The sequence below is a fragment of the Streptomyces sp. NPDC093600 genome, assembly GCF_044764755.1.
Lineage (GTDB): Bacteria > Actinomycetota > Actinomycetes > Streptomycetales > Streptomycetaceae > Streptomyces.
Genome location: NZ_JBIWIU010000004.1, coordinates 266,036 through 288,071, shown reverse-complemented (window position 1 = coordinate 288,071; position 22,036 = coordinate 266,036). Strand labels below are relative to the sequence as shown.

14 protein-coding genes are annotated in these 22,036 nt (G+C 70.4%); 7 read left to right on the top strand and 7 right to left on the bottom strand.

The window, feature by feature from the left end:
- Positions 1-26 precede the first annotated feature (26 nt).
- Entirely contained in the window at positions 27-3,080 is a 3,054-nt protein-coding gene (locus tag ACIRB4_RS14025) for an NPCBM/NEW2 domain-containing protein (RefSeq protein ID WP_403291008.1), read from the top strand.
- A 70-nt stretch (positions 3,081-3,150) separates the two neighbouring features.
- On the opposite strand, the gene ACIRB4_RS14020 is transcribed toward ACIRB4_RS14025, so the two are convergent.
- The 5 genes from ACIRB4_RS14020 to ACIRB4_RS14000 all read right to left on the bottom strand — a co-directional run bounded on the left by ACIRB4_RS14020 (position 3,151) and on the right by ACIRB4_RS14000 (position 9,380).
- Positions 3,151-4,179: a PAC2 family protein gene (locus ACIRB4_RS14020; protein ID WP_403291007.1), complete on the bottom strand. Its 1,029-nt coding sequence runs from the start codon at positions 4,177-4,179 to the stop codon at positions 3,151-3,153.
- Positions 4,180-4,386: 207 nt separating this feature from the next.
- Positions 4,387-5,991, bottom strand: coding sequence for an FAD-dependent oxidoreductase (locus tag ACIRB4_RS14015; protein WP_403291005.1), 1,605 nt, complete (start codon positions 5,989-5,991; stop codon positions 4,387-4,389).
- A 16-nt stretch (positions 5,992-6,007) separates the two neighbouring features.
- A complete protein-coding gene (gene glpK, locus ACIRB4_RS14010; RefSeq protein WP_403291003.1) occupies positions 6,008-7,534 on the bottom strand; it encodes a glycerol kinase GlpK in 1,527 nt (508 codons plus the stop codon).
- A 34-nt stretch (positions 7,535-7,568) separates the two neighbouring features.
- Positions 7,569-8,360 (bottom strand): MIP/aquaporin family protein, encoded by a 792-nt coding sequence (locus ACIRB4_RS14005; protein ID WP_403291001.1) that lies wholly within the window; start codon positions 8,358-8,360, stop codon positions 7,569-7,571.
- 255 nt (positions 8,361-8,615) lie between these two features.
- A complete protein-coding gene (locus ACIRB4_RS14000) occupies positions 8,616-9,380 on the bottom strand; it encodes an IclR family transcriptional regulator (RefSeq protein ID WP_403291000.1) in 765 nt (254 codons plus the stop codon).
- A 293-nt stretch (positions 9,381-9,673) separates the two neighbouring features.
- On the opposite strand from ACIRB4_RS14000, the gene metH reads away from it, so the two are divergent.
- The 4 genes from metH to ACIRB4_RS13980 all read left to right on the top strand — a co-directional run bounded on the left by metH (position 9,674) and on the right by ACIRB4_RS13980 (position 17,896).
- Positions 9,674-13,186: a methionine synthase gene (metH, locus tag ACIRB4_RS13995; protein WP_403290999.1), complete on the top strand. Its 3,513-nt coding sequence runs from the start codon at positions 9,674-9,676 to the stop codon at positions 13,184-13,186.
- A 143-nt stretch (positions 13,187-13,329) separates the two neighbouring features.
- Complete coding sequence (locus ACIRB4_RS13990) at positions 13,330-14,028, top strand: HAD family hydrolase (RefSeq protein ID WP_403290998.1); 699 nt, start codon at positions 13,330-13,332, stop codon at positions 14,026-14,028.
- 618 nt (positions 14,029-14,646) lie between these two features.
- Positions 14,647-16,239 carry an ABC transporter substrate-binding protein gene (locus tag ACIRB4_RS13985; RefSeq protein ID WP_403290996.1) on the top strand — a complete coding sequence of 531 codons (1,593 nt, stop codon included), beginning with the start codon at positions 14,647-14,649 and terminating at the stop codon, positions 16,237-16,239.
- Between the two features lie 76 nt (positions 16,240-16,315).
- Entirely contained in the window at positions 16,316-17,896 is a 1,581-nt protein-coding gene (locus ACIRB4_RS13980) for an ABC transporter substrate-binding protein (protein WP_403290995.1), read from the top strand.
- 115 nt (positions 17,897-18,011) lie between these two features.
- Here ACIRB4_RS13980 and ACIRB4_RS13975 read toward each other — a convergent pair whose 3' ends face one another.
- Positions 18,012-18,686, bottom strand: a complete 675-nt coding sequence (locus ACIRB4_RS13975; RefSeq protein ID WP_403290993.1) for a response regulator — start codon at positions 18,684-18,686, stop codon at positions 18,012-18,014.
- 10 nt (positions 18,687-18,696) lie between these two features.
- Entirely contained in the window at positions 18,697-19,599 is a 903-nt protein-coding gene (locus tag ACIRB4_RS13970) for a RecB family exonuclease (RefSeq protein ID WP_403290991.1), read from the bottom strand.
- 126 nt (positions 19,600-19,725) lie between these two features.
- On the opposite strand from ACIRB4_RS13970, the gene ACIRB4_RS13965 reads away from it, so the two are divergent.
- Both ACIRB4_RS13965 and ACIRB4_RS13960 read left to right on the top strand, forming a co-directional pair.
- Positions 19,726-21,009 (top strand): site-2 protease family protein, encoded by a 1,284-nt coding sequence (locus tag ACIRB4_RS13965; RefSeq protein WP_403290989.1) that lies wholly within the window; start codon positions 19,726-19,728, stop codon positions 21,007-21,009.
- Positions 21,010-21,085: 76 nt separating this feature from the next.
- Entirely contained in the window at positions 21,086-21,973 is an 888-nt protein-coding gene (locus ACIRB4_RS13960) for a tRNA (adenine-N1)-methyltransferase (protein ID WP_403290986.1), read from the top strand.
- The last annotated feature ends 63 nt before the right edge of the window (positions 21,974-22,036 follow it).

Sequence of the window (22,036 nt, the reverse complement as noted above, 5' to 3'; positions counted from 1 at the left end):
GCTCGTTTCTGCGCTAAATACGCTCCATGCAATCAACAATGCGCATGAGGGTCGCAGTCAGCGGCGCTTTGCTCGGACTCCTCGCGGTGCTCGCGGGGCCCGGAAGCGCCCAGTCCGCCGAGCCGCCCCCGACCACCGTCGGGGACGTCACCGGCTTCTCCGCCGACGGAGCCGTCTACCACCTGACCGCAGGCCAGGCCCGGGCCCGCGTCAGCTTCGTCTCCGACGACACCTTCCGTATCGAACTCGCCCCCGACGGCACGTTCACCGACCCCACCGGACAGGACATCGTCCTGCCCCAGGGAGCGCCCCCCACCACCCGCTGGTCCGACCGCGGGGACCGCTACGAACTCTCCACCGCGAAGGTCACCCTGCGCGCCTACAAGGCGCCCCTGCGCTTCGCCGCCTTCCGCGCCGACGGCACCCCGCTGTGGTCCGAGACCAAGGGCCTCACCTGGAACGGGGACCGCACCACCCAGACCCTGGCCCGCGCCGCCGACGAGCAGTTCTACGGCGCCGGCATGCAGAACGGGCGCGGCAACACCTCGCACCGGGGCAAGACCGTCGAGGTCGGCGTCGACTACAACTGGAACGACGGCGGCCACCCCAACTCCGTGCCGTTCTACCTCTCCTCGGCCGGCTACGGCGTCTACCGCAACACCTACGCCCCCAACACCTACGTCTTCGGCGAACCCGTCACCGCCACCGCCCGCGAACAGCGCTTCGACGCCTACTACTTCACGGGCTCCGGCCGCGACGCCCTCAAGGACGTCATCGGCCGCTACACCGACCTGACCGGCAAGCCCTTCCTGCCGCCCGTCTACGGCCTGGAGATAGGCGACGCCGACTGCTACCTCCACAACGCCAACCGCGGCGAGCGCCACACCCTCGACGCCCTGAAGGTCGCCGACGGCTACGTCCAGAACGACATGCCCAACGGCTGGATGCTCGTCAACGACGGTTACGGCTGCGGCTACGAGGACCTCGCCGAGACCGCCGCCGGCCTCCAGCAGCGCAAGATGCAGCTCGGCCTGTGGACCGAGGACGGCCTCGACAAGCTCGCCGACCAGGTGAAGGCCGGCCAGCGGGTCGCCAAGCTCGACGTCGCCTGGGTCGGCGCGGGCTACAAGTTCGCCCTGGACGGCTGCAAGGACGCCTACGCCGGAATCGAGGCCCACAGCGACGCACGCGGCTTCACCTGGGCCCCCGAGAGCTGGTCCGGCGCCCAGCGCTGTGGTGTGCAGTGGTCCGGTGACCAGTCCGGCACCTGGGAGTACATCCGCTGGCAGATCCCCACCTACGCCGGTGCCTCCATGTCCGGCCTCGCCTACACCACCGGCGACGTCGACGGCATCTTCGGCGGCAGCGCCAAGACGTACACCCGCGACCTGCAGTGGAAGATGTTCCTGCCCGTCACCATGACCATGGACGGCTGGGCCGCCAACGACAAGCAGCCGTTCCGCTACGGCGAGCCGTACACCTCGATCAACCGCGACTACCTCAAGCTCCACGAAGCCCTGCTGCCCTACATCTACTCCCACGCCCACCGGGCCACCCAGGACGGCGTCGGCCTGGCCCGCCCCCTCGTCCTCGAATACCCCGACGACCCCAGGGCCGCAGGTGACGCCGCGAAGTACGAATTCCTCAGCGGCGAGGACTTCCTGGTCGCCCCCGTCTACCAGGACACCGTGGAGCGCGACGGGATCTACCTGCCGAAGGGCACCTGGATCGACTACTGGAGCGGCCGCGTCCACGAAGGCCCCGTCACCGTCGACGACTACAGCGCCCCGCTCGACACCCTGCCCCTGTTCGTACGGGCCGGGGCCACCGTCCCGATGTGGCCCGGCGGCATCCGCTCGTACGCCGACCGGGCCCCGGACTCCCCGCTCGCCTGGGACGTCTACCCGCAGGGCGCCTCGTCGTTCGAGCTGTACGAGGACGACGGCGTCACCCGCGCCCACCGCACCGGCCAGTACGCCACCCAGCGCGCCGACGTCCTCGCCCCGAGGCGCGGGGCGGGCGACGTGACCGTACGGATCGGCGCGAGCAAGGGCAGCTACGCCGGCAAGGCCGCCGCACGGCCCTACCAGTTCACCGTGCACACCGGCGACGCGCCGAGCACCGTACGGCTCGGCGACCGCGCGCTGCCCCGGATCACCTCACGGGCCGCGTTCGACGCCGCCGCCCAGGGCTGGTGGTACGACCGCGACCACCGCGGGGGAGTGGTGCGGGTCAAGACGACCGCGCAGCGCACCGACCGCGGCTTCGTCCTCGAACTGAAGGACACCAGCGCGGTCGGCGGAGCCGTCCCCGGCGCCGCCGCCACGGTCGCCGCACCGGCCGGCCAGGAGCTGGGCGCGGGCACGCCCGGAACCGTCGCCGTCGACGTCACGGCCGGCACCAGGGACGCCACCGGCGTCCAGGTGTCCCTCCAGGCCCCGGCCGGCTGGCAGGTCACCCCCGCCGTCGTCGACCGCGTCCGGGCCGGCACCACCCGGCGGGTCGAGGTCGCCGTGACCCCCGCCCAGGACGCGAAGCCCGGGGAGGCGACCCTGACCGCGACCGCCCGCCACCGCTCCGCGGGACAGGACCGCACCGCCGTCCAGCGGTTCGCGGTCGGCGTGATGCCCCAGCCGCCGTCCGCCGACGCCTGGGCGAGCGATCTCGTCTGGCTGAAGTCCACCAACGGCTGGGGCCCGCCCGAACGCGACCGCTCCAACGGCGAGTCGGGCGCGCACGACGGCCGTACGCTCACCCTGGCCGGCAAGACCTACGAGAAGGGCATCGGCGCCCACGCCGATTCCGGCATCGAGGTCTACCTCGGCGGCCGCTGCACCGCCTTCACCGCCGACGTCGGCATCGACGACGAGATCAACGGCTACGGGGAGGTGGCGTTCTCGGTCGAGGCCGACGGCGAGGTGCTGTGGACCTCACCGAAGCTGACCGGCGCCTCCGCGACCGTACCGGTGCACGTCGACGTCAGCGGCGCCCGTCACGTCCGGCTGCGGATCACCGACACCAACGGCTCCAAGAGCGGTGATCACGGGGACTGGGCGGCCGCCCGCTTCGACTGCGCCTGACACCGTCGAGCGGGTGTGAGCACGCGGAAGGGGGCCGCGCCGGTCCCGGCGCGGCCCCCTTCCGTACGACTCACTCCTCGGCTTCACCGTCGGAGCCATCGCCCTCGCGGGGCGGCTCCTGCTCGGCCGGCCCCGGGGCCGCCTCCGGCCCGGGCTGCTCCGGCTTCGGCGGTCGTGTCCGGCCGCTGGAGGTGTCGCGGAGATACGAGGCGTCGCCGCTGTCCGTCGCGAGGCCGGGCGCCTGGCCCGGGCCCTGTCCCGGCTCGCGCCGCCGCAGATACCGCTCGAACTCGCGGGCGATCGCCTCGCCCGAGGCCTCCGGCAGCTCCGCCGTGTCCCGGGCCTCCTCCAGCGTCTGGACGTACTCCGCCACCTCGCTGTCCTCGGAGGCCAGCTGGTCCACGCCCAGCTGCCAGGCCCGCGCGTCCTCCGGCAGCTCGCCCAGCGGGATGCGCAGACCGATCAGGTCCTCGAGACGGTTCAGGAGCGCCAGCGTCGCCTTGGGGTTGGGCGGCTGCGACACATAGTGCGGGACGGCCGCCCACAGGCTCACCGCCGGCACACCGGCGTGCGTGCACGCCTCCTGGAGGATGCCCACGATGCCCGTCGGGCCTTCGTAGCGCGTCTCCTCCAGATCCATCGTCCGCGCCAGATCCGGGTCGGAGGTGACCCCGCTGACCGGTACGGGCCGGGTGTGCGGGGTGTCGCCGAGCAGCGCGCCCAGGATCACCACCATCTCCACACCCAACTCGTGGGCGAAGCCCAGGATCTCGTTGCAGAACGAGCGCCAGCGCATCGACGGCTCGATCCCGCGCACCAGGACGAGATCGCGCGGCTTCTCGCCGCCGACGCGGACCACCGAGAGCCGGGTCGTCGGCCAGGTGATCTTCCGGACACCGTTGTCCAGCCAGACCGTCGGCCTGTTGACCTGGAAGTCGTAGTAGTCCTCGGCGTCGAGCGCCGCGAACACCTCGCCCTTCCATTCCCGGTCCAGATGGGCGACCGCGGTGGAGGCGGCGTCGCCGGCGTCGTTCCAGCCCTCGAACGCGGCCACCATGACCGGGTCGATCAGCTCGGGAACCCCCTCGAGCTCGATCACCCAGTGCCTCCTTCTTCGAAGTTCCTGTCGTACGGCACAACCTTACGGCTTTCCGGCGGTCCGTCCGCAGCCCTCGTCGGACGCCCGGGGGCCTTCGTCGCCGTGATCGACTACCCAGGAAATCCCGTCGGCACACGGGCCCCCGGCGCCGGGCGGGCACGCGTGAGGGGCGGCCTCCCCTCCGGGAGACCGCCCCTCAACCCCGGCTCACCGGCCGAGCATGTCCTCGACCCTGCGGCGGATGTCGTCCGTCGCCAGACCGCGGATGGTCAGCGTCGTACGGCGGCGCAGCACGTCGTCCGCCGTCTCGGCCCACTCGTGGTCGCGGGCGTAGGCGACCTGCGCCCAGATCTCCGGCGCGTCCGGGTGGACGCGCTCGCCCAGCTCCGGGTTCTCGTTCGCCATCCGGGCGATGTCGAAGGCGAGCGAACCGTAGTGCGTCGCCAGGTGCTTGGCGGTGTCGGCGGCCATCCGGGGGCCGGGCGCCGGGCCGTCCACGAGCAGGCGGTGCGCGACCGCGTTCGGGTTGGCTATACCGGGCAGCGGCAGCCGCTTGGGCAGCGTGGAGACCGGCTCGTAGTCCTCACCGAGCGGGCCGCCCGGCAGGGACTCCAGCTTCCGCATCACCGTACGGCCGATGTGGCGGAAGGTCGTCCACTTGCCGCCGGCCACCGACAGCATGCCGCCCCGGCCCTCGGTGACGACCGTCTCGCGCTTGGCCTTGGAGGTGTCACCCGGGCCGCCCGGCAGCACGCGCAGCCCGGCGAAGGAGTAGGTGATCAGATCGCGGGACAGCTGCTGGTCGCGGATGGAGAACGCGGCCTCGTCCAGGATCTGCGCGGTGTCCTTCTCGGTGACCTCGACCTGGCCGGGATCGCCCTCGTACTCCTCGTCGGTGGTGCCGAGCAGCAGCATGTCCTCCCAGGGGAGGGCGAAGGTGATGCGGTACTTGTCGATCGGGGTCGCGAGCGCGGCCTTCCAGGGGGAGGTGCGCTTGAGGACCAGGTGGGCGCCCTTCGACAGCCGGATCGAGGGAGCCGCGTTCGGGTCCTCCATCTTCCGCAGGTGGTCGACCCACGGGCCGGTCGCGTTGAGCACCAGCCGGGCGGTGACGCCGAACTCGTCGCCGCTGGTGCGGTCCTTGAGCTCCGCGCCCGTGACCCGGCCGCGGGTGAAGCGCAGTCCGGTGACCTCGGCGTGGTTGAGGACGGTGGCGCCGGCCTCGACCGCCGCGCGGACCGTCATCAGCGCCATGCGCGCGTCGTTCATCTGGTCGTCGCCGTAGACGGCCACGGCCTTGAGGTTGTCCGTGCGCAGCTCCGGCACGTCCTGCGCGGCCTTCGAGGGGCTGAGCAGGTGCCCGACACCGTCACCGAACGCCGACAGGGCGCTGTACGCGAACACGCCCGCGCCGAGCTTGGCCGCGCCGTGCGGGCCGCCCTTGTAGACGGGCAGGTAGAAGGTGAGGGGGTTGGCGAGGTGCGGTGCCACCTGGCGCGAGACCGCACGCCGCTCGAAGTGGTTCTCCGCCACCAGCTTCACCGCGCCGGTCTGCAGGTAGCGCAGGCCGCCGTGGAGCAGCTTGGAGGAGGCGGAGGAGGTGGCGCCGGCGAAGTCGCCGGCGTCCACCAGGGCCACCCGCAGGCCCGACTGCGCGGCGTGCCAGGCGGTGGAGATGCCCAGGATGCCGCCGCCGATGACCAGGAGGTCGTACGTCGCCTTGGACAGCTGCTCCCGAGTCTCGGCGCGGCTCGGAAGGGAGCCGGCAGCCGGGTGCGTCCCCAGGGCGGGGACGCTCTGCAAGGTGGTCATGTCGCTTTACTCCTCGTCAGTTCTCTTCTTCGAGCCAGCCCATGGAGCGCTCGACGGCCTTCAGCCAGCTCTTGTACTCGCGGTCCCGCTTGTCGGCGTCCATGCGAGGGGTCCACTCCGCGGCACGGCGCCAGTTGGCGCGCAGCGCGTCGGTGTCCGGCCAGAAGCCGACGGCCAGGCCGGCGGCGTAGGCGGCGCCGAGGCAGGTCGTCTCGGCGACCATCGGACGCACCACGGGCGCGTCCAGGAAGTCCGAGAGGGTCTGCATCAGCAGGTTGTTGGAGGTCATGCCGCCGTCGACCTTGAGCGCGGTCAGCTCGACGCCGGAGTCCTTCGTCATGGCGTCGGTGATCTCGCGGGTCTGCCAGGCGGTGGCCTCGAGTACGGCACGGGCGATGTGCGCCTTGGTGACGTACCGGGTGAGGCCCGCGATGACACCGCGGGCGTCGGAGCGCCAGTACGGGGCGAACAGTCCGGAGAAGGCCGGCACGAAGTACGCGCCGCCGTTGTCCTCGACGGAGGAGGCGAGCGTCTCGATCTCGGCGGCGGACTTGATCAGGCCCATCTGGTCGCGCATCCACTGCACCAGCGAACCGGTGACGGCGATGGAGCCCTCGAGGGCGTACACCGGAGCGTCGTCGCCGATCTTGTAACCGACGGTGGTGATCAGCCCGGAGTACGAGTTGATGATCTTCTCGCCGGTGTTCATCAGCAGGAAGGTGCCGGTGCCGTACGTGGACTTGGCCTCGCCCTCGGCGAAGCACGTCTGGCCGAACAGGGCGGCCTGCTGGTCGCCGAGTGCGGAGGCGACCGGGACGCCGTCCAGGACGCCGCCCTTGACGTGGCCGTACACCTCGGCGGAGGAGCGGATCTCCGGCAGCACCGCCGCCGGGACCGCCATGGACTCGAGGATCTTCTGGTCCCACTCCATGGTGTGGAGGTTCATCAGCATGGTGCGCGAGGCGTTGGTGACGTCGGTGACGTGGTGGCCGCCGTCGACGCCGCCGGTGAGGTTCCAGATGACCCAGGAGTCCATGGTGCCGAAGAGGATGTCGCCGCGCTCGGCGCGCTCGCGCAGCCCCTCGACGTTGTCCAGCAGCCAGCGGACCTTGGGACCGGCGAAGTACGAGGCGAGCGGGAGGCCCGTCTCGCGGCGGAACCGGTCCTGGCCGACGTTGCGGCCCAGCTCCTTGCAGAGGGAGTCGGTGCGGGTGTCCTGCCAGACGAGGGCGTTGTGCACCGGCTCGCCGGTGTGCTTGTCCCACAGCAGGGTGGTCTCGCGCTGGTTGGTGATGCCGATGGCCTTGACGTCGGCGGCGGTGATGCCCGCCTTGTCGACGGCGCCGGCCACCACTTCCTGGACGTTGGCCCAGATCTCGGCCGCGTCGTGCTCCACCCATCCCGGCTTCGGGAAGATCTGCTCGTGCTCCTTCTGGTCGACGGAGACGATGCGTCCGTCGCGGTCGAAGACGATGCAGCGGGACGAGGTGGTGCCCTGGTCGATGGCCGCGATGAACGGTCCGGCGGTGTGTGCGTCGGTCACGGTGTACTCCAAGGGGGTCTGGAAGAAGGACGGCTCAGGCGAACGCGATGTTGTAGATACCCGCCGCGAGGGCGCCACCGATCAGCGGACCGGCGACCGGGATCCAGGCGTAGCTCCAGTCGGAGCCGCCCTTGTTCGGCAGCGGCAGCAGTGCGTGCACGATGCGCGGGCCGAGGTCGCGGGCCGGGTTGATGGCGTAGCCGGTCGGGCCGCCGAGCGAGAGACCGATGGAGACCACGACGAAGGCCGTGATCAGGGCGCCGATGACGCCGAGGCCCTTGCCGCTGTCGTTGAGGCCCTGGGTGAGCACCGCGAGGACCAGGACGACGGTGCCGATGATCTCGGTGGCCAGGTTCTGCCACACGTTGCGGACCTCGGGGCCGGTGGAGAAGATGCCGAGCACCGGGCCGCTGCGGCCGTCGCCCTCGTGGTGCGGGCCTTCGACGGCCTTCTTCTCCGGGTCGCCGACGATCTCCGGGTCCGTGAGGTGGGCCTGGAACTGGCCGTAGTAGGCGATCCAGACCAGGAACGCGCCGAGCATGGCACCGAGCAGCTGGCCGGCGAAGTAGACCGGAACGTTGCTCCAGTCGCCGTCCTTGATCGCGATGCCGACGGTGACGGCCGGGTTCAGGTGAGCGCCGGAGAGGGTACCCGTCATGTAGACGGCCGTCATGACGGCGAAGCCCCACCCGAAGGTGATCGCGAGCCAGCCGGCGTTCCGCGCCTTGGAGCGCTTGAGCACGACGGCGGCGACCACGCCGCCACCGAGCAGGATGAGCACGGCGGTACCAATGATCTCGCCGATGAAGATGTCGGAGCTGGACACCCGCGACTCCTTTGTCCTTCGTCCAGGGGAAGGCGAACCCCGGGTCCCTCCGGTGGTCCGCGCCCTCAGGTGAGGGCGTAGCCGGCCCTTGGCACTGCCACACTCTAGCGTGTATTGCCGGTAAGTGTTCGACAATGCCGACCGATGAACGGAAGTTTTGCCCTGGGGTTAACAGCACGTCAAGGGTCTGAGGAGCGAAAAACCCGCCGATAACGCGATCGTTACCGACGGGTCGAGTGGTGTCGTACGAACCTCTCAGAAGCGGTTGGCTCCCAGGTCCCGCGAGACGGCCCGCGCGCAGTCCCGTACCGCCGCGATCAGCTCCGAACGCAGCTCGCCGTCGCCGCAGACCCGTTCCACCGCGCCCGTGATGGCCACCGCGCCCACCGGCATCCGGCGCCGGTCGTGGATGGGTGCGGCCACCGACGCCACGCCCTCCCAGGTCTCCTCCATGTCCGCGGCCCAGCCCCGCGCCCGGGTCAGGTCGAGCAGGGTCTCGAACTCCTCGAGATCCGTGACCGTACGAGGGGTGAACGCCTCCCGCGGCACGTCCATGGCCTCGCTGTGCGCCACCGGGTCGTAGGCCGAGATGACCTTGCCCAGGGCCGTGGAGTGCAGCGGCTGCATGGCCCCCACCTCCAGGACCTGGCGGCTGTCGTCCGGCCGGAAGACGTGGTGGACGATCAGCACGCCCTGCTGGTGCAGCACGCCCAGATGGACGCTCTCGCCGCTGGAGCGGGCCAGGTCGTCCGTCCAGACCAGCGCGCGGGCCCGCAGCTCGTGCACGTCCAGATAGCTGTTGCCCAGGCGCAGCAGCTCCGCGCCCAGCTGATAGCGGCCCGAGGCCGCGTCCTGCTCCACGAAGCCCTCGGCCTGCAGCGTGCGCAGGATGCCGTGCGCCGTCCCCTTCGCGAGCCCCAGGGAGGAGGCGATGTCGGACAGGCCGAGCCGGCGCTCGCCGCCCGCGAGCAGTCGCAGCATCGCCGCCGCCCGTTCAAGCGACTGGATGTTCTTCGCCATCGCCCGGCCCTTCTCCCTCTCCTCGCCCCCGCCAGGTCCGCGGGGATCCTACGGACAGGATCCCGTGGATCATGCCGTTCGACAATGCTGAACACTATCGGTCGATGCCGACCCTGTGTTACCCGGTCGATGGCAGCCCGCAACATGTGCGACCCCGAGTCCCCGCACACAGGATGCCGTCCGGTCACTGGGACGCCATGTCCACCCCGGCACCCACACGGTTACGCTGGGCCCCGTGCACCCTCCTCCGAGCGTGCAAAGCCGACAGCCGTCGCATCCCAGGGAGCTCATCCATGGCCTCGTCGCCGACCCTTTCCGCTGACAGCCGGAACCGCGCCGCCGCCCTACGCGAGGCACTCGCCACCCGAGTCGTCGTCGCGGACGGCGCCATGGGCACCATGCTCCAGGCACAGGACCCCACGCTGGAGGACTTCGAGAACCTCGAAGGCTGCAACGAGATCCTGAACGTGACCCGGCCCGACATCGTGCGCACGGTCCACCAGGAGTACTTCGCCGCCGGCGTCGACTGCGTCGAGACCAACACCTTCGGCGCGAACTTCGCCGCGCTGGGGGAGTACGACATCCCCGAGCGCGTCTACGAGCTGTCCGAGGCCGGCGCCCGGATCGCCCGCGAGGTCGCCGACGAGTTCACCGCCTCCACCGGACAGCAGCGCTGGGTCCTCGGCTCCATGGGCCCCGGCACCAAGCTGCCGACCCTCGGCCACGCCCCGTACACCGCCCTGCGCGACGCCTACCAGCAGAACGCCGAGGGCATGCTCGCCGGCGGCGCCGACGCGCTGCTCGTCGAGACCACCCAGGACCTGCTGCAGACCAAGGCCTCCGTCATCGGCGCCCGCCGCGCCCTCGACGCCCTGGGCGCCGACGTACCCCTGATCTGCTCCGTCACCGTCGAGACCACCGGCACCATGCTGCTGGGCTCCGAGATCGGCGCCGCGCTGACCGCCCTGGAGCCGCTCGGCATCGACATGATCGGGCTGAACTGCGCCACCGGCCCGGCCGAGATGAGCGAGCACCTGCGCTACCTCGCCCGCCACTCCCGCATCCCGCTGTCCTGCATGCCCAACGCCGGCCTGCCCGTCCTCGGCAAGAACGGCGCGCACTACCCGCTCTCCCCGGCCGAGCTCGCCGACGCCCAGGAGACCTTCGTCCGCGAGTACGGACTCTCCCTCGTCGGCGGCTGCTGCGGTACGACCCCCGAGCACCTGCGCCAGGTCGTCGAGCGGGTCCGCGGCCTCAGCCCGGCCGCCCGCGACCCGCGCCCCGAGCCCGGCGCCGCCTCGCTCTACCAGACGGTCCCCTTCCGCCAGGACACCTCCTACATGGCGATCGGTGAGCGGACCAACGCCAACGGCTCCAAGAAGTTCCGCGAGGCCATGCTGGAGGGCCGCTGGGACGACTGCGTCGAGATGGCCCGCGACCAGATCCGCGAGGGCGCGCACATGCTCGACCTGTGTGTGGACTACGTCGGTCGCGACGGCGTCGCCGACATGGAGGAGCTCGCCGGCCGCTTCGCCACCGCCTCCACGCTGCCCATCGTCCTCGACTCCACCGAGGTGGACGTCATCAAGGCGGGCCTGGAGAAGCTCGGCGGCCGCGCCGTCATCAACTCCGTCAACTACGAGGACGGCGACGGGCCCGAGTCGCGGTTCGCCAAGGTCACCCGCCTCGCCAAGGAGCACGGCGCCGCGCTGATCGCGCTCACCATCGACGAGGAGGGCCAGGCCCGCACCGTCGAGCACAAGGTCGCCATCGCCGAGCGGATCATCGACGACCTCACCGGCAACTGGGGAATCCACGAGTCGGACATCCTCATCGACACCCTCACCTTCACCATCTGCACCGGGCAGGAGGAGTCCCGCAAGGACGGCATCGCCACCATCGAGGCCATCCGCGAGCTCAAGCGGCGCCACCCGGACGTCCAGACCACGCTGGGCCTGTCCAACATCTCCTTCGGGCTGAACCCGGCCGCCCGCATCCTGCTCAACTCCGTATTCCTCGACGAGTGCGTGAAGGCGGGGCTCGACTCGGCGATCGTCCACGCGTCGAAGATCCTGCCGATCGCCCGCTTCGACGAGGAGCAGGTCAACACCGCCCTCGACCTGATCTACGACCGGCGCGCCGAGGGCTACGACCCCCTGCAGAAGCTGATGGCCCTCTTCGAGGGCGCCACCACCAAGTCGCTGAAGGCAGGCAAGGCGGAGGAGCTGCTCGCCCTCCCGCTGGAGGAGCGCCTCAAGCGCCGCATCATCGACGGCGAGAAGAACGGCCTGGAGGCCGACCTCGACGAGGCCCTGCAGACCACGCCCGCCCTGGACATCGTCAACGAGACGCTGCTGGACGGCATGAAGGTGGTCGGTGAGCTGTTCGGCTCCGGCCAGATGCAGCTGCCGTTCGTGCTCCAGTCCGCCGAGGTGATGAAGACGGCCGTGGCCTACCTCGAACCTCACATGGAGAAGGTCGAGGGTGACGAGGGCAAGGGCACGATCGTCCTGGCGACCGTCCGGGGCGATGTCCACGACATCGGCAAGAACCTCGTGGACATCATCCTGTCCAACAACGGCTACAACGTGGTCAACCTGGGCATCAAGCAGCCGGTCTCCGCGATCCTGGAGGCGGCCGAGGAGCACCGCGCCGACGTCATCGGCATGTCGGGCCTGCTGGTCAAGTCCACGGTGATCATGAAGGAGAACCTGGAGGAGCTGAACCAGCGCGGACTGGCCGCCGACTTCCCCGTCATCCTCGGCGGCGCCGCCCTGACCCGGGCCTACGTCGAGCAGGACCTCCACGAGATCTACCAGGGCGAGGTGCGCTACGCCCGCGACGCCTTCGAGGGCCTGCGGCTCATGGACGCCCTGATCGCCGTCAAGCGCGGCGTCCCCGGCGCCGCGCTCCCCGAGCTCAAGCAGCGCCGGGTCGCGCAGCGCGCCACGGCCCTCGAAGTCGCCGAGCCCGAGCCGGCCGGCCGTTCGGACGTCGCCACCGACAATCCCGTCCCCACCCCGCCGTTCTGGGGCACCCGCGTCGTCAAGGGCATCCCGCTCAAGGACTACGCGAGCTGGCTCGACGAGGGCGCCCTCTTCAAGGGCCAGTGGGGCCTCAAGCAGAACCGGACCGGTGACGGGCCCTCGTACGAGGAGCTGGTCGAGACCGAGGGCCGGCCGCGGCTGCGCGGCTGGCTGGAGCGGCTGCACACCGAGAACCTGCTGGAGGCCGCCGTCGTCCACGGCTACTTCCCGTGCGTCTCCAAGGGCGACGACCTGATCCTGCTCAACGAGGACGGCTCCGAGCGCACCCGCTTCACCTTCCCGCGCCAGCGCCGCGGCCGGCGGCTGTGCCTGGCCGACTTCTTCCGCCCGGAGGAGTCGGGCGAGACCGACGTCGTCGGCCTCCAGGTCGTCACCGTCGGCTCCCGGATCGGCGAGGCCACCGCCAAGCTCTTCGAGTCCGACTCCTACCGCGACTACCTCGAACTGCACGGTCTGTCCGTCCAGCTCGCCGAGGCCCTCGCCGAGTACTGGCACGCCCGGGTCCGCGCCGAGCTCGGCTTCGCGGGCGAGGACCCGTCCGACGTCGAGGACATGTTCGCGCTCAAGTACCGCGGCGCCCGCTTCTCCCTCGGCTACGGCGCCTGCCCCGACCTGGAGGACCGGGCGAAGATCGCCGAGCTGCTGCGGCCCGAACGGATCGGGGTCCAGCTCTCGGAGGAGTTCCAGCTCCACCCCGAGCAGTCCACCGACGCGATCGTCATCCACCACCCCGAGGCGAAGTACTTCAACGCGCGCTGAGCGACACCGCGACGCACGTCACGCGCTATTACCGGCATCCCGCATGATCGGGACGTACACTTGTCGGTCCAGCGCAGGCCGGTCTCCCTCTCCGTACCGGGGAGGGAGGCCGGCCTTCTCGTCCCTCCATGGAGGTGTGCCGGATGACCAGTACGGTCCCCGCGTCCCTGATCCACGCCAACGGAAGCTCCGCCCTGCAGGCGGTCTTCCTCGACATGGACGGCACCCTCGTCGACACGGAGGGGTTCTGGTGGGACGCGGAGGTCGAGGCCTTCGCCGATCTCGGGCACCGGCTGGACGAGTCCTGGCGGGACGTCGTCGTCGGCGGGCCCATGACCCGCAGCGCCGGGTACCTCATCGAGGCCACCGGCGCCGACATCACGCTCGCCGAGCTGACCGTGCTGCTCAACGAGAAGTTCGAGCAGCGCATCGACCGCGGGGTGCCGCTGATGCCGGGCGCGGAACGGCTGCTGGCCGAGCTGGCGCACCACAACATCCCCACCGCCCTGGTCTCCGCCTCCCACCGCCGCATCATCGACCGTGTCCTGGCCTCGCTCGGCGCCGACCGCTTCGCCCTCACCGTCGCGGGCGACGAGGTGGTCCGCACCAAGCCGCACCCGGAGCCCTACCTCACGGCCGCCCGCGGGGTCGGCGCCGAGCCGGCGCTGTGCGCCGTCATCGAGGACACGGCGACGGGTGTGGCGGCCGCGGAGGCGGCCGGCTGCCGGGTGGTCGCCGTGCCTTCCGTGGCCCCGATCGCGCCGTCCGAGGGCCGTGTCGTCGTACGGTCCCTGGAGGACGTCGACGTGCCCTTTCTGAGAACCCTGATCACCGGGCCCTGATCACCGGGCCCTGATCACCGGGCCCTGATCACCGGGGGCCTTCCTTGATCACCGGGCCTTGATCGCCTGGCTCTGATCGTTTGAGCTCTCTCTGAGCTTTCCGGGAGCTTTCTCCGGAGTCCTTTCCGAATGCGCTCACGGAAACGCGCGGCGCGTGACCGTGCGTCATCCGCCGCCGTATCGGGATTGTCGACGGGGTTGTATTCCGGCCATCCGCCGAGAAGCCAAAGGCGTGACCTTGGTCACGCAGTGTGCCGACCGGCGGGTGGCCTCCGTGTGCGCGGTGTCCGGTACGCGGGGGTTGCGCCCTCCCCGTGTGTCCCGATTCGTGCACTCCGTAACGAAACATTCCGGCGCATGACTATAGGGCCCGCCGCATCCATGATCACTATGCGATTACGCATCGAGCCGCCCTCGGTCCGGCAATAGGTGCGGCGCCCACTAACCTTTCGCGAGTACTTCGCCGCACCCTCCGAGTGCCCCGGCGCATACCCCAGTCGCCGCGAACACAGGACCGATCGCTCACCATCCCGGCCCGATCTCCCGCCCCGACCGGGCGGCAGCGGCGCAGTGTCCGTACCCGCTGTATCCCAGTGCCGGATGAGGAGAACGACCCCGATGAACCGCAAGACCCTGGTGCTGCCGGCTCTGGCCGCCTCACTGCTCGCCCCGCTGCTCGTCTCGTGCGGTGACTCGGACGAGACCGGCGCCATCGTCGTCGGCACCACGGACCAGTTCGTCGCCACCGAAGAGGCTCCCGCCCCCCTCGACCCGGCCTTCGCCTACGACACCGGCGCCTGGAACATCCTGCGGCAGACCGTCCAGACCCTCCTGCACGTGCCGCGCGGTGGCGGCGAGCCCGTCCCGGAGGCCGCCGAGAGCTGCGGTTTCAGCGACCGGGCCAGCGAGAGCTACCGCTGCACCCTGCGGGAGGGGCTCTCCTTCGCCGACGGCACGCCCGTCACCGCCGAGGACGTCAAGTTCTCCGTCGAGCGCGTGCTGGCCATCAAGTCCGACAACGGAACGGCCGCCCTCCTCGCCAACATCGACACCGTCGAGACCAACGGCGAGCGCGACATCGTCTTCCACCTCAAGACGCCCGACGCGACCTTCCCGTACAAGCTCTCCACCCCGGTCGCCGGCATCCTCAGCAAGAGCAGGTACAGCGCCGACAAGCTGCGCGAGGGCTTCGACGTCGACGGCTCCGGCCCCTACGCCATGAAGGTCGAACGCGACGGCGACAAGATCGCCAAGGTCGTGTTCACCAAGAACCCGAAGTACAAGGGTGACATCACCCTGCGCAACGACCGGGTCGAGCTGCGCTCCTTCGCCGACGCGGAGAGCATGGGCGAGGCGCTCCGGGACCGCACGATCGACATGATGACCCGCTCCATGTCGCACGAGCAGATCAAGGAACTCACCGAGAGACCCCAGGAGGGCATCGAGCTCACCGAGGTCCCCGGCCTGGAGATCCGTTACCTCGCCTTCAACACCGACGCCCCCGCCGTCAAGGACGCGGCCGTCCGGCAGGCCGTCGCCGCCGTCGTCGACCGCGGCGCACTCGTCAACGACGTCTACGGCCCCACCGCCAAGCCGCTCTACTCGCTGGTGCCCTCCAGCGTGACCGGGCACTCCACCGCCTTCTTCGACGCCTACGGCGAGCCCAGCGCCGCCAAGGCGGCCGGCATCCTGCGCAAGGCGGGCATCGACGAGACCGTCGAACTGACCCTGCACTACACCAACGACCACTACGGCTCCGGTACGAAGAAGGAGTTCGAGGCGCTGCGCGACCAGCTCAACGCCAGCGGGCTCTTCGACGTCACCCTGCAAGGCACCGAGTGGTCGAAGTTCCGCCCGGCGCAGAAGCGCGGCGAGTACGCCGTCTACGGCCTCGGCTGGTTCCCCGACTTCCCGGACCCGGACAACTACGTCGCCCCGTTCCTCGACGCCGACAACTTCCTCAACACCCCGTACGTCAACAAGGCCGTACGCGACAAGCTGATCCCGCAGTCGCGCCGCTCGGCCGACCGCACCGCCGCGAGCCCCGTCTTCGGTCAGATCCAGAAGATCGTCGCCAAGGACGTGCCCGTCCTGCCGTTGTGGCAGGGCAAGCAGTACGTCGCCGCACGCGACGACCTGGCCGGCGTCGAATGGGCGCTCAACACCTCCTCGGACCTGCTCCTGTGGGAGCTCGGCCGGGGCACCGCCTGACCCCCTCACCCAGCTCGGTTACACCGGCCGCGCACGGCGCGCGGCCGGCCTGGCAAGAGATCAAGAGGCAAGTTCTGTGAAGCACAACAAGTGGCTGACGGCCCCGCTCGCCGCGGGTCTGTCCGCCGCCCTGCTCAGCGGCTGCGGCGCGGAGCAGGGCGGGGACTCCGGCGGTACCGGCGGCAGCGTCCGCGTCGGCATGTCGGACGAGATCCTCGCCACGGATCCGGCCGCCGGATACGACCCCGGCTCCTGGCTCCTGTTCAACAACGTCTTCCAGTCCCTCCTCAGCTTCCCGAAGGGGACCTCCTCGCCCGAGCCGGAGGCCGCCGAGGAGTGTGGCTTCGAGAGCGGCAGCAAGGTCTACCGCTGCACCCTGCGCGAGGGCCTCACGTTCTCCAACGGCAACCCCCTCACCTCGGAGGACGTCAAGTTCTCCTTCGAGCGGGCGCTGAAGATCGACGACCCCTCGGGCCCGGCGCCCCTGCTGTCGACGATCGACTCCATCGAGACCCCCGACGACCGGACCGTCGTCTTCCGTCTCAAGGTCCCCGACGCCACCTTCCCGAGCAAGATCGCCTCGGGCGCGGGCTCCATCGTCGACCACCGCGAGTACGCCGCCGACGCGCTGCGCACCGACGGCAAGGCCGTCGGCTCCGGCCCGTACAAGCTGGACTCCATCAGCGACACCGAGGCCGTCTTCTCCGTCAACAGCGGCTACAAGGGCAGCGCCAAGCCGCAGAACGGCGGCGTCACCCTCAAGCTGTACGGCGGCGACCGGGAGGCCCTCTCCAAGGCCCTCGCCGCCGACGACATCGACGTCGCCTACCGTGGCCTCGCCGCCGACGACATCGCCGCACTCGAGGCCTCCGAGACCACGGACGACAAGGGCATCGAGATCGTCCAGGGCACCAGCGCCGAGGTCCAGCACCTGGTCTTCAACGTCAAGGACCCCGTCGTCGGCAAGCTCGGCGTCCGCCAGGCCATCGCCCACCTCGTCGACCGCGAGGCCCTGGTCCAGGACGTGTACAAGTCCACGGCCACCCCGCTCTATTCGATCGTCCCGGCCGGTATCGCGGGCCACAACACCGCGTTCTTCGACACCTACGGCAGCCCCGACGCCGCCAAGGCGAAGAAGGCGCTCCGCAAGGCCGGCATCACCGGCAAGGTGAAGCTCACCCTCTGGTCCACGCCCAGCCGTTACGGCCCCGCCACCGACCAGGAGCTCAAGGCGATAGCCGGCCAGCTCAACGCCAGTGGCCTGTTCGAGGCCGACGTGAAGTCGGTCGAGTTCGAGCAGTACGAGAAGGACATCGAGGCCGGCAAGTACGGCGTGTACGTCAAGGGCTGGGTGCCCGACTACCCCGACGCCGACAACTTCACCGCCCCGTTCTTCGGCGAGGGCAACGTCCTCGGCAACAACTACGAGAACGCGACCGTCACCGGCCGGCTCATCCCGAAGACCTCCGCCGCCGCCGAGCGTGCCTCCACCGCGGCGGACTTCGGCAAGCTCCAGGACATCGTCGCCGAGGAACTGCCCCTCCTCCCGCTGTGGCAGGGCAAGCAGTACGCGGTCGCCCGCGACAACGTCACCGGCCTGGAGTGGACCCTGGACGCCTCCACCGTCTTCCGCTTCTGGGAGATCAAGAAGAGCTGACGCCCTGTCCGGCCCCACCCGACGGAAGGGCCCGGCGCGCACCTCGCGCGCCGGGCCCTTCCGCCGTTCCCACCACCGTTCTACCGCTGTGCGGCGCTGTTCAGTGCCGTGCGCGCTACTGGGAGGCGCCCGGGCGGACCAGACCGCTCTCGTACGCGTACACCGCCGCCTGCACCCGGTCGCGCAGCCCCAGCTTCGTCAGCACATGCCCCACATGCGTCTTCACCGTCGTCTCGCTGACGAACAGATCCGCCGCGATCTCCGCGTTCGACAGCCCCCGCGCCACCAGCTTCAACACCTCGACCTCACGGTCGGTGAGCGTGTTCAGCGTGTCCGGCACCTGCTCGTCGCCCGAGGGGAGATGCGCCGAGTACTTGTCGAGGAGCCGCCGCGTGATCGACGGCGCCAGCATCGCCTCACCCGCCGCCACCACCCGGATCGCCTGCACCAGTTCATTGGCCGGAGCGTCCTTCAGCAGAAACCCGCTGGCCCCGGCCCGCAGCGCCTCCACCACGTACTCGTCCAGATCGAACGTGGTGAGCACCAGCACCTTCGCCGGTCCGTCCCGTCCCGGCCCGGTGATCTGCCGCGTGGCCTCCACCCCGTCCATCCGCGGCATCCGGATGTCCATCAGCACCACATCGGGCTGCAGCGCCCGCACCTGGTCCAGAGCCTGGAGACCGTCCCCGGCCTCACCGACGACCGCGAGGTCCTGCTCCGCCTCCAGAATCATCCGGAAGCCGGTGCGCAACAGCGGCTGGTCGTCGACCAGTAGGACGCGGATAGCCACGAGAACTCCTTCAGGGGGCGGGCGGGACCGGGCCCATTCTGCCCTGCCCCGATTCGCCCGACTCCGCCGGGCGCGCGGAAACGATCTCCAGCGGATACACCGGGGGAGTCCCGCCGAACTCCGGGCACACCTCCTGGTGGTCGCACCAGCCGCACAGCTTCGTCGGCCGCGGCCGCCAGTCACCCGTCTCCGTCGCCTCCCGGATCGCCTCCCACAGCGCGAGCAGCTTCCGCTCCACCCGCAGCAGATCCGCCTCGACGGGGTCGTACGTCAACACATCGCCACTGCCGAGGTACACGAGCTGGAGACGGCGCGGCACCACCCGCTTCCACCGCCAGATCACCAGGGCGTAGAACTTCATCTGGAACAGCGCGCCCTCGCTGTACTCCGGCCGAGGCGCCTTACCGGTCTTGTAGTCGACGATCCGCACCTCGCCCGTCGGCGCCACGTCGATCCGGTCGATCACCCCGCGCAGCCGCAGCCCGGACTCCAGCTCCGTCTCCACGAACAGCTCACGCTCGGCCGGCTCCAGGCGCGTCGGGTCCTCCAGCGTGAACCACCGCTCGACCAGCCGCTCCGCCTCGCTCAGCCAGCGCGCGAGCCGCTCACCCTCCTCGTCCTGCGCGAACAGCTCACCCAGCTCCGGCTTCGACTCGAGCAGCCGGTCCCACTGCGCCGGGATCATCGCCTTCGCCCGCGGCGCCGTCCGCTCCACCGCCGGATCGTCGAACAGCCGCTCAAGCACCGCGTGCACCAGCGTGCCCCGGGTCGCCGCCTCACTCGGCTTCTCCGGCAGCCTGTCGATCACCCGGAACCGGTACAACAGGGGACACTGCATGAAGTCGCTCGCCCGAGAAGGGGACAACGACATGGGCGTCCGGGCCCCCGCCGGAGGCTGCTCGCTCGTACTCATGACCCAGACCCTACGGCCCGCCACCGACAGCGAGCGGAATACCATCGACGACAGAGCCCGTCGCACTGCATGATCGAACCGTGACGCAGTGACGCAGGTCATGCAGTCCGGCGACGAAAGGAACCCGTGAACCAGGACGACGAGCGCGGCGACAAGCACCGGCCGCAGTCCGGTGAAGCGGAATCGAAGCCCGCGGCACCGAACCCCGCCGGAAGCCCCGCCGGCACGAACGCGGACAAGCCCCGGCGCGCCGAGGAACCCGGCGGCGGCCTCCTGATGGGCCGCCCCTTCGGCGTACCCGTCTACGTCGCCCCCAGCTGGTTCCTGGTCGCCGCCCTCATCACCTGGGTCTTCGGCGACCAGATCGAGCGCGTCCTGCCCGAGCTCGGCGCCGCCCGCTATCTCGTCTCGCTCTTCTTCGCCATCGCCTTCTACGCCTCCGTGCTGGTCCACGAGCTCGCCCACACCATCGCCGCACTGCGCTTCCGGCTCCCGGTCCGCCGCATCCAGCTCCAGTTCTTCGGCGGCGTCTCCGAGATCGAGAAGGAGACAGAGACCCCCGGCCGCGAATTCGTCCTCGCCTTCGTCGGCCCCCTGCTCTCCCTCGCCCTCGCGGGCCTCTTCTACGTCTCCCTGTACGCCGTCGAGCCCGGCACAGTCCCCGGCGTCCTGCTCGCCGGGCTGATGATCTCCAACCTGATCGTCGCGGTCTTCAATCTGCTCCCCGGCCTCCCCCTCGACGGCGGCCGCATGCTCCGCGCCGTCGTGTGGAAGATCACCGGCAAGCCCATGAGCGGCACCGTCGCCGCCGCCTGGGTCGGCCGCGCCCTTGCCGTCGCCGTCCTCATCGGCCTGCCGCTGCTCACCCGCACCGGACTCCTCGGCAACTCCACCGACGACATCAGCGGCCTGGACACCGTCACCGACGCACTCCTCGCCGCCATCCTCGCCGGCATCATCTGGACCGGCGCCGGCAACAGCCTGCGCATGGCCCGGCTGCGCGAGCACCTGCCCGAGCTGCGCGCCCGCACCCTCACCCGCCGCGCCATCCCCGTCGAACCCGCCACACCGCTCTCCGAAGCCCTGCGGCGCGCCAACGAGGCCGGCGCCCGCGCTCTCGTCGTCGTCGACGGCCATGGCAGCCCCACCGCCCTCGTCCGGGAGACCGCCATCGCCGGCGTCCCCCAGCACCGCCGCCCCTGGGTCGCGGTCAGCGGCCTCGCGCAGGACCTCACCGACGGCATGAGGGTCCCCGCCGAACTCACCGGCCAGCCCCTCCTCGACCACCTCCGCGCCAGCCCCGCCACCGAGTACCTCGTCGTCGAGGACACCGGGGAGATCTACGGCGTCCTGTCCACCGCCGACGTGGAACGCGCCTTCGTCCGGGCCATGGCAAGACCCTCCTCATAACCCCGGTACTCGGCTTGCGAGCCGAACGCCGACTTGAGCGGACCGCAGGTGAGTAAGCCCTTGATATGGTGCTCACATGTCCGAACCGACCGGTGCCGCCCGCCGTCGCGGCCCCTTCAAGGTCGGGGACCAGGTCCAGCTCACCGACCCCAAGGGACGCCACTACACGTTCACGCTCGAAGCCGGGAAGAACTTCCACACCCACAAGGGTTCCTTCCCCCACGACGAGCTGATCGGTGCTCCCGAGGGCAGTGTTGTCCGTACCACGGGAAACGTCGCCTACCTCGCGCTGCGCCCCCTGCTCCCCGACTACGTCCTGTCCATGCCCCGCGGCGCCGCCGTGGTCTACCCCAAGGACGCGGGGCAGATCCTCGCCTTCGCCGACATCTTCCCCGGCGCACGCGTCGTCGAAGCCGGTGTGGGCTCGGGCTCGCTCAGCAGCTTCCTGCTCCGCGCCATCGGCGACAGCGGCATGCTGCACTCCTACGAGCGCCGCGAGGACTTCGCCGAGATCGCCAAGGGCAACGTCGAGCGCTACTTCGGCGGCCCCCACCCCGCGTGGCAGCTGACCGTCGGCGACCTCCAGGACAACCTGTCCGACAGTGATGTCGACCGCGTCATCCTGGACATGCTCGCCCCCTGGGAGTGCCTGGACGCCGTCTCCAAGGCGCTCGTCCCCGGCGGCATCCTCTGCTGCTACGTGGCGACCACCACCCAGCTCGCCCGCACCGTGGAGTCCATCCGCGAATTCGGCTGCTACGCCGAACCGCAGCCCTGGGAATCCATGATCCGCAACTGGCACGTCGAGGGCCTCGCCGTCCGTCCGGACCACCGGATGATCGGCCACACCGGCTTCCTCGTCACCGCCCGCCGCCTGGCCGACGGAGTCGAGCCCCCGATGCGCCGCCGCCGCCCCGCCAAGGGCGCCTACGGCGAGGACTACGAGGGGCCCAACAAGGGCTGACGCCTCCCGACTGACGCACCGACAACGAAGGCGCGCCGCCGCCCAGTTCCCGCCCCGCCGCGG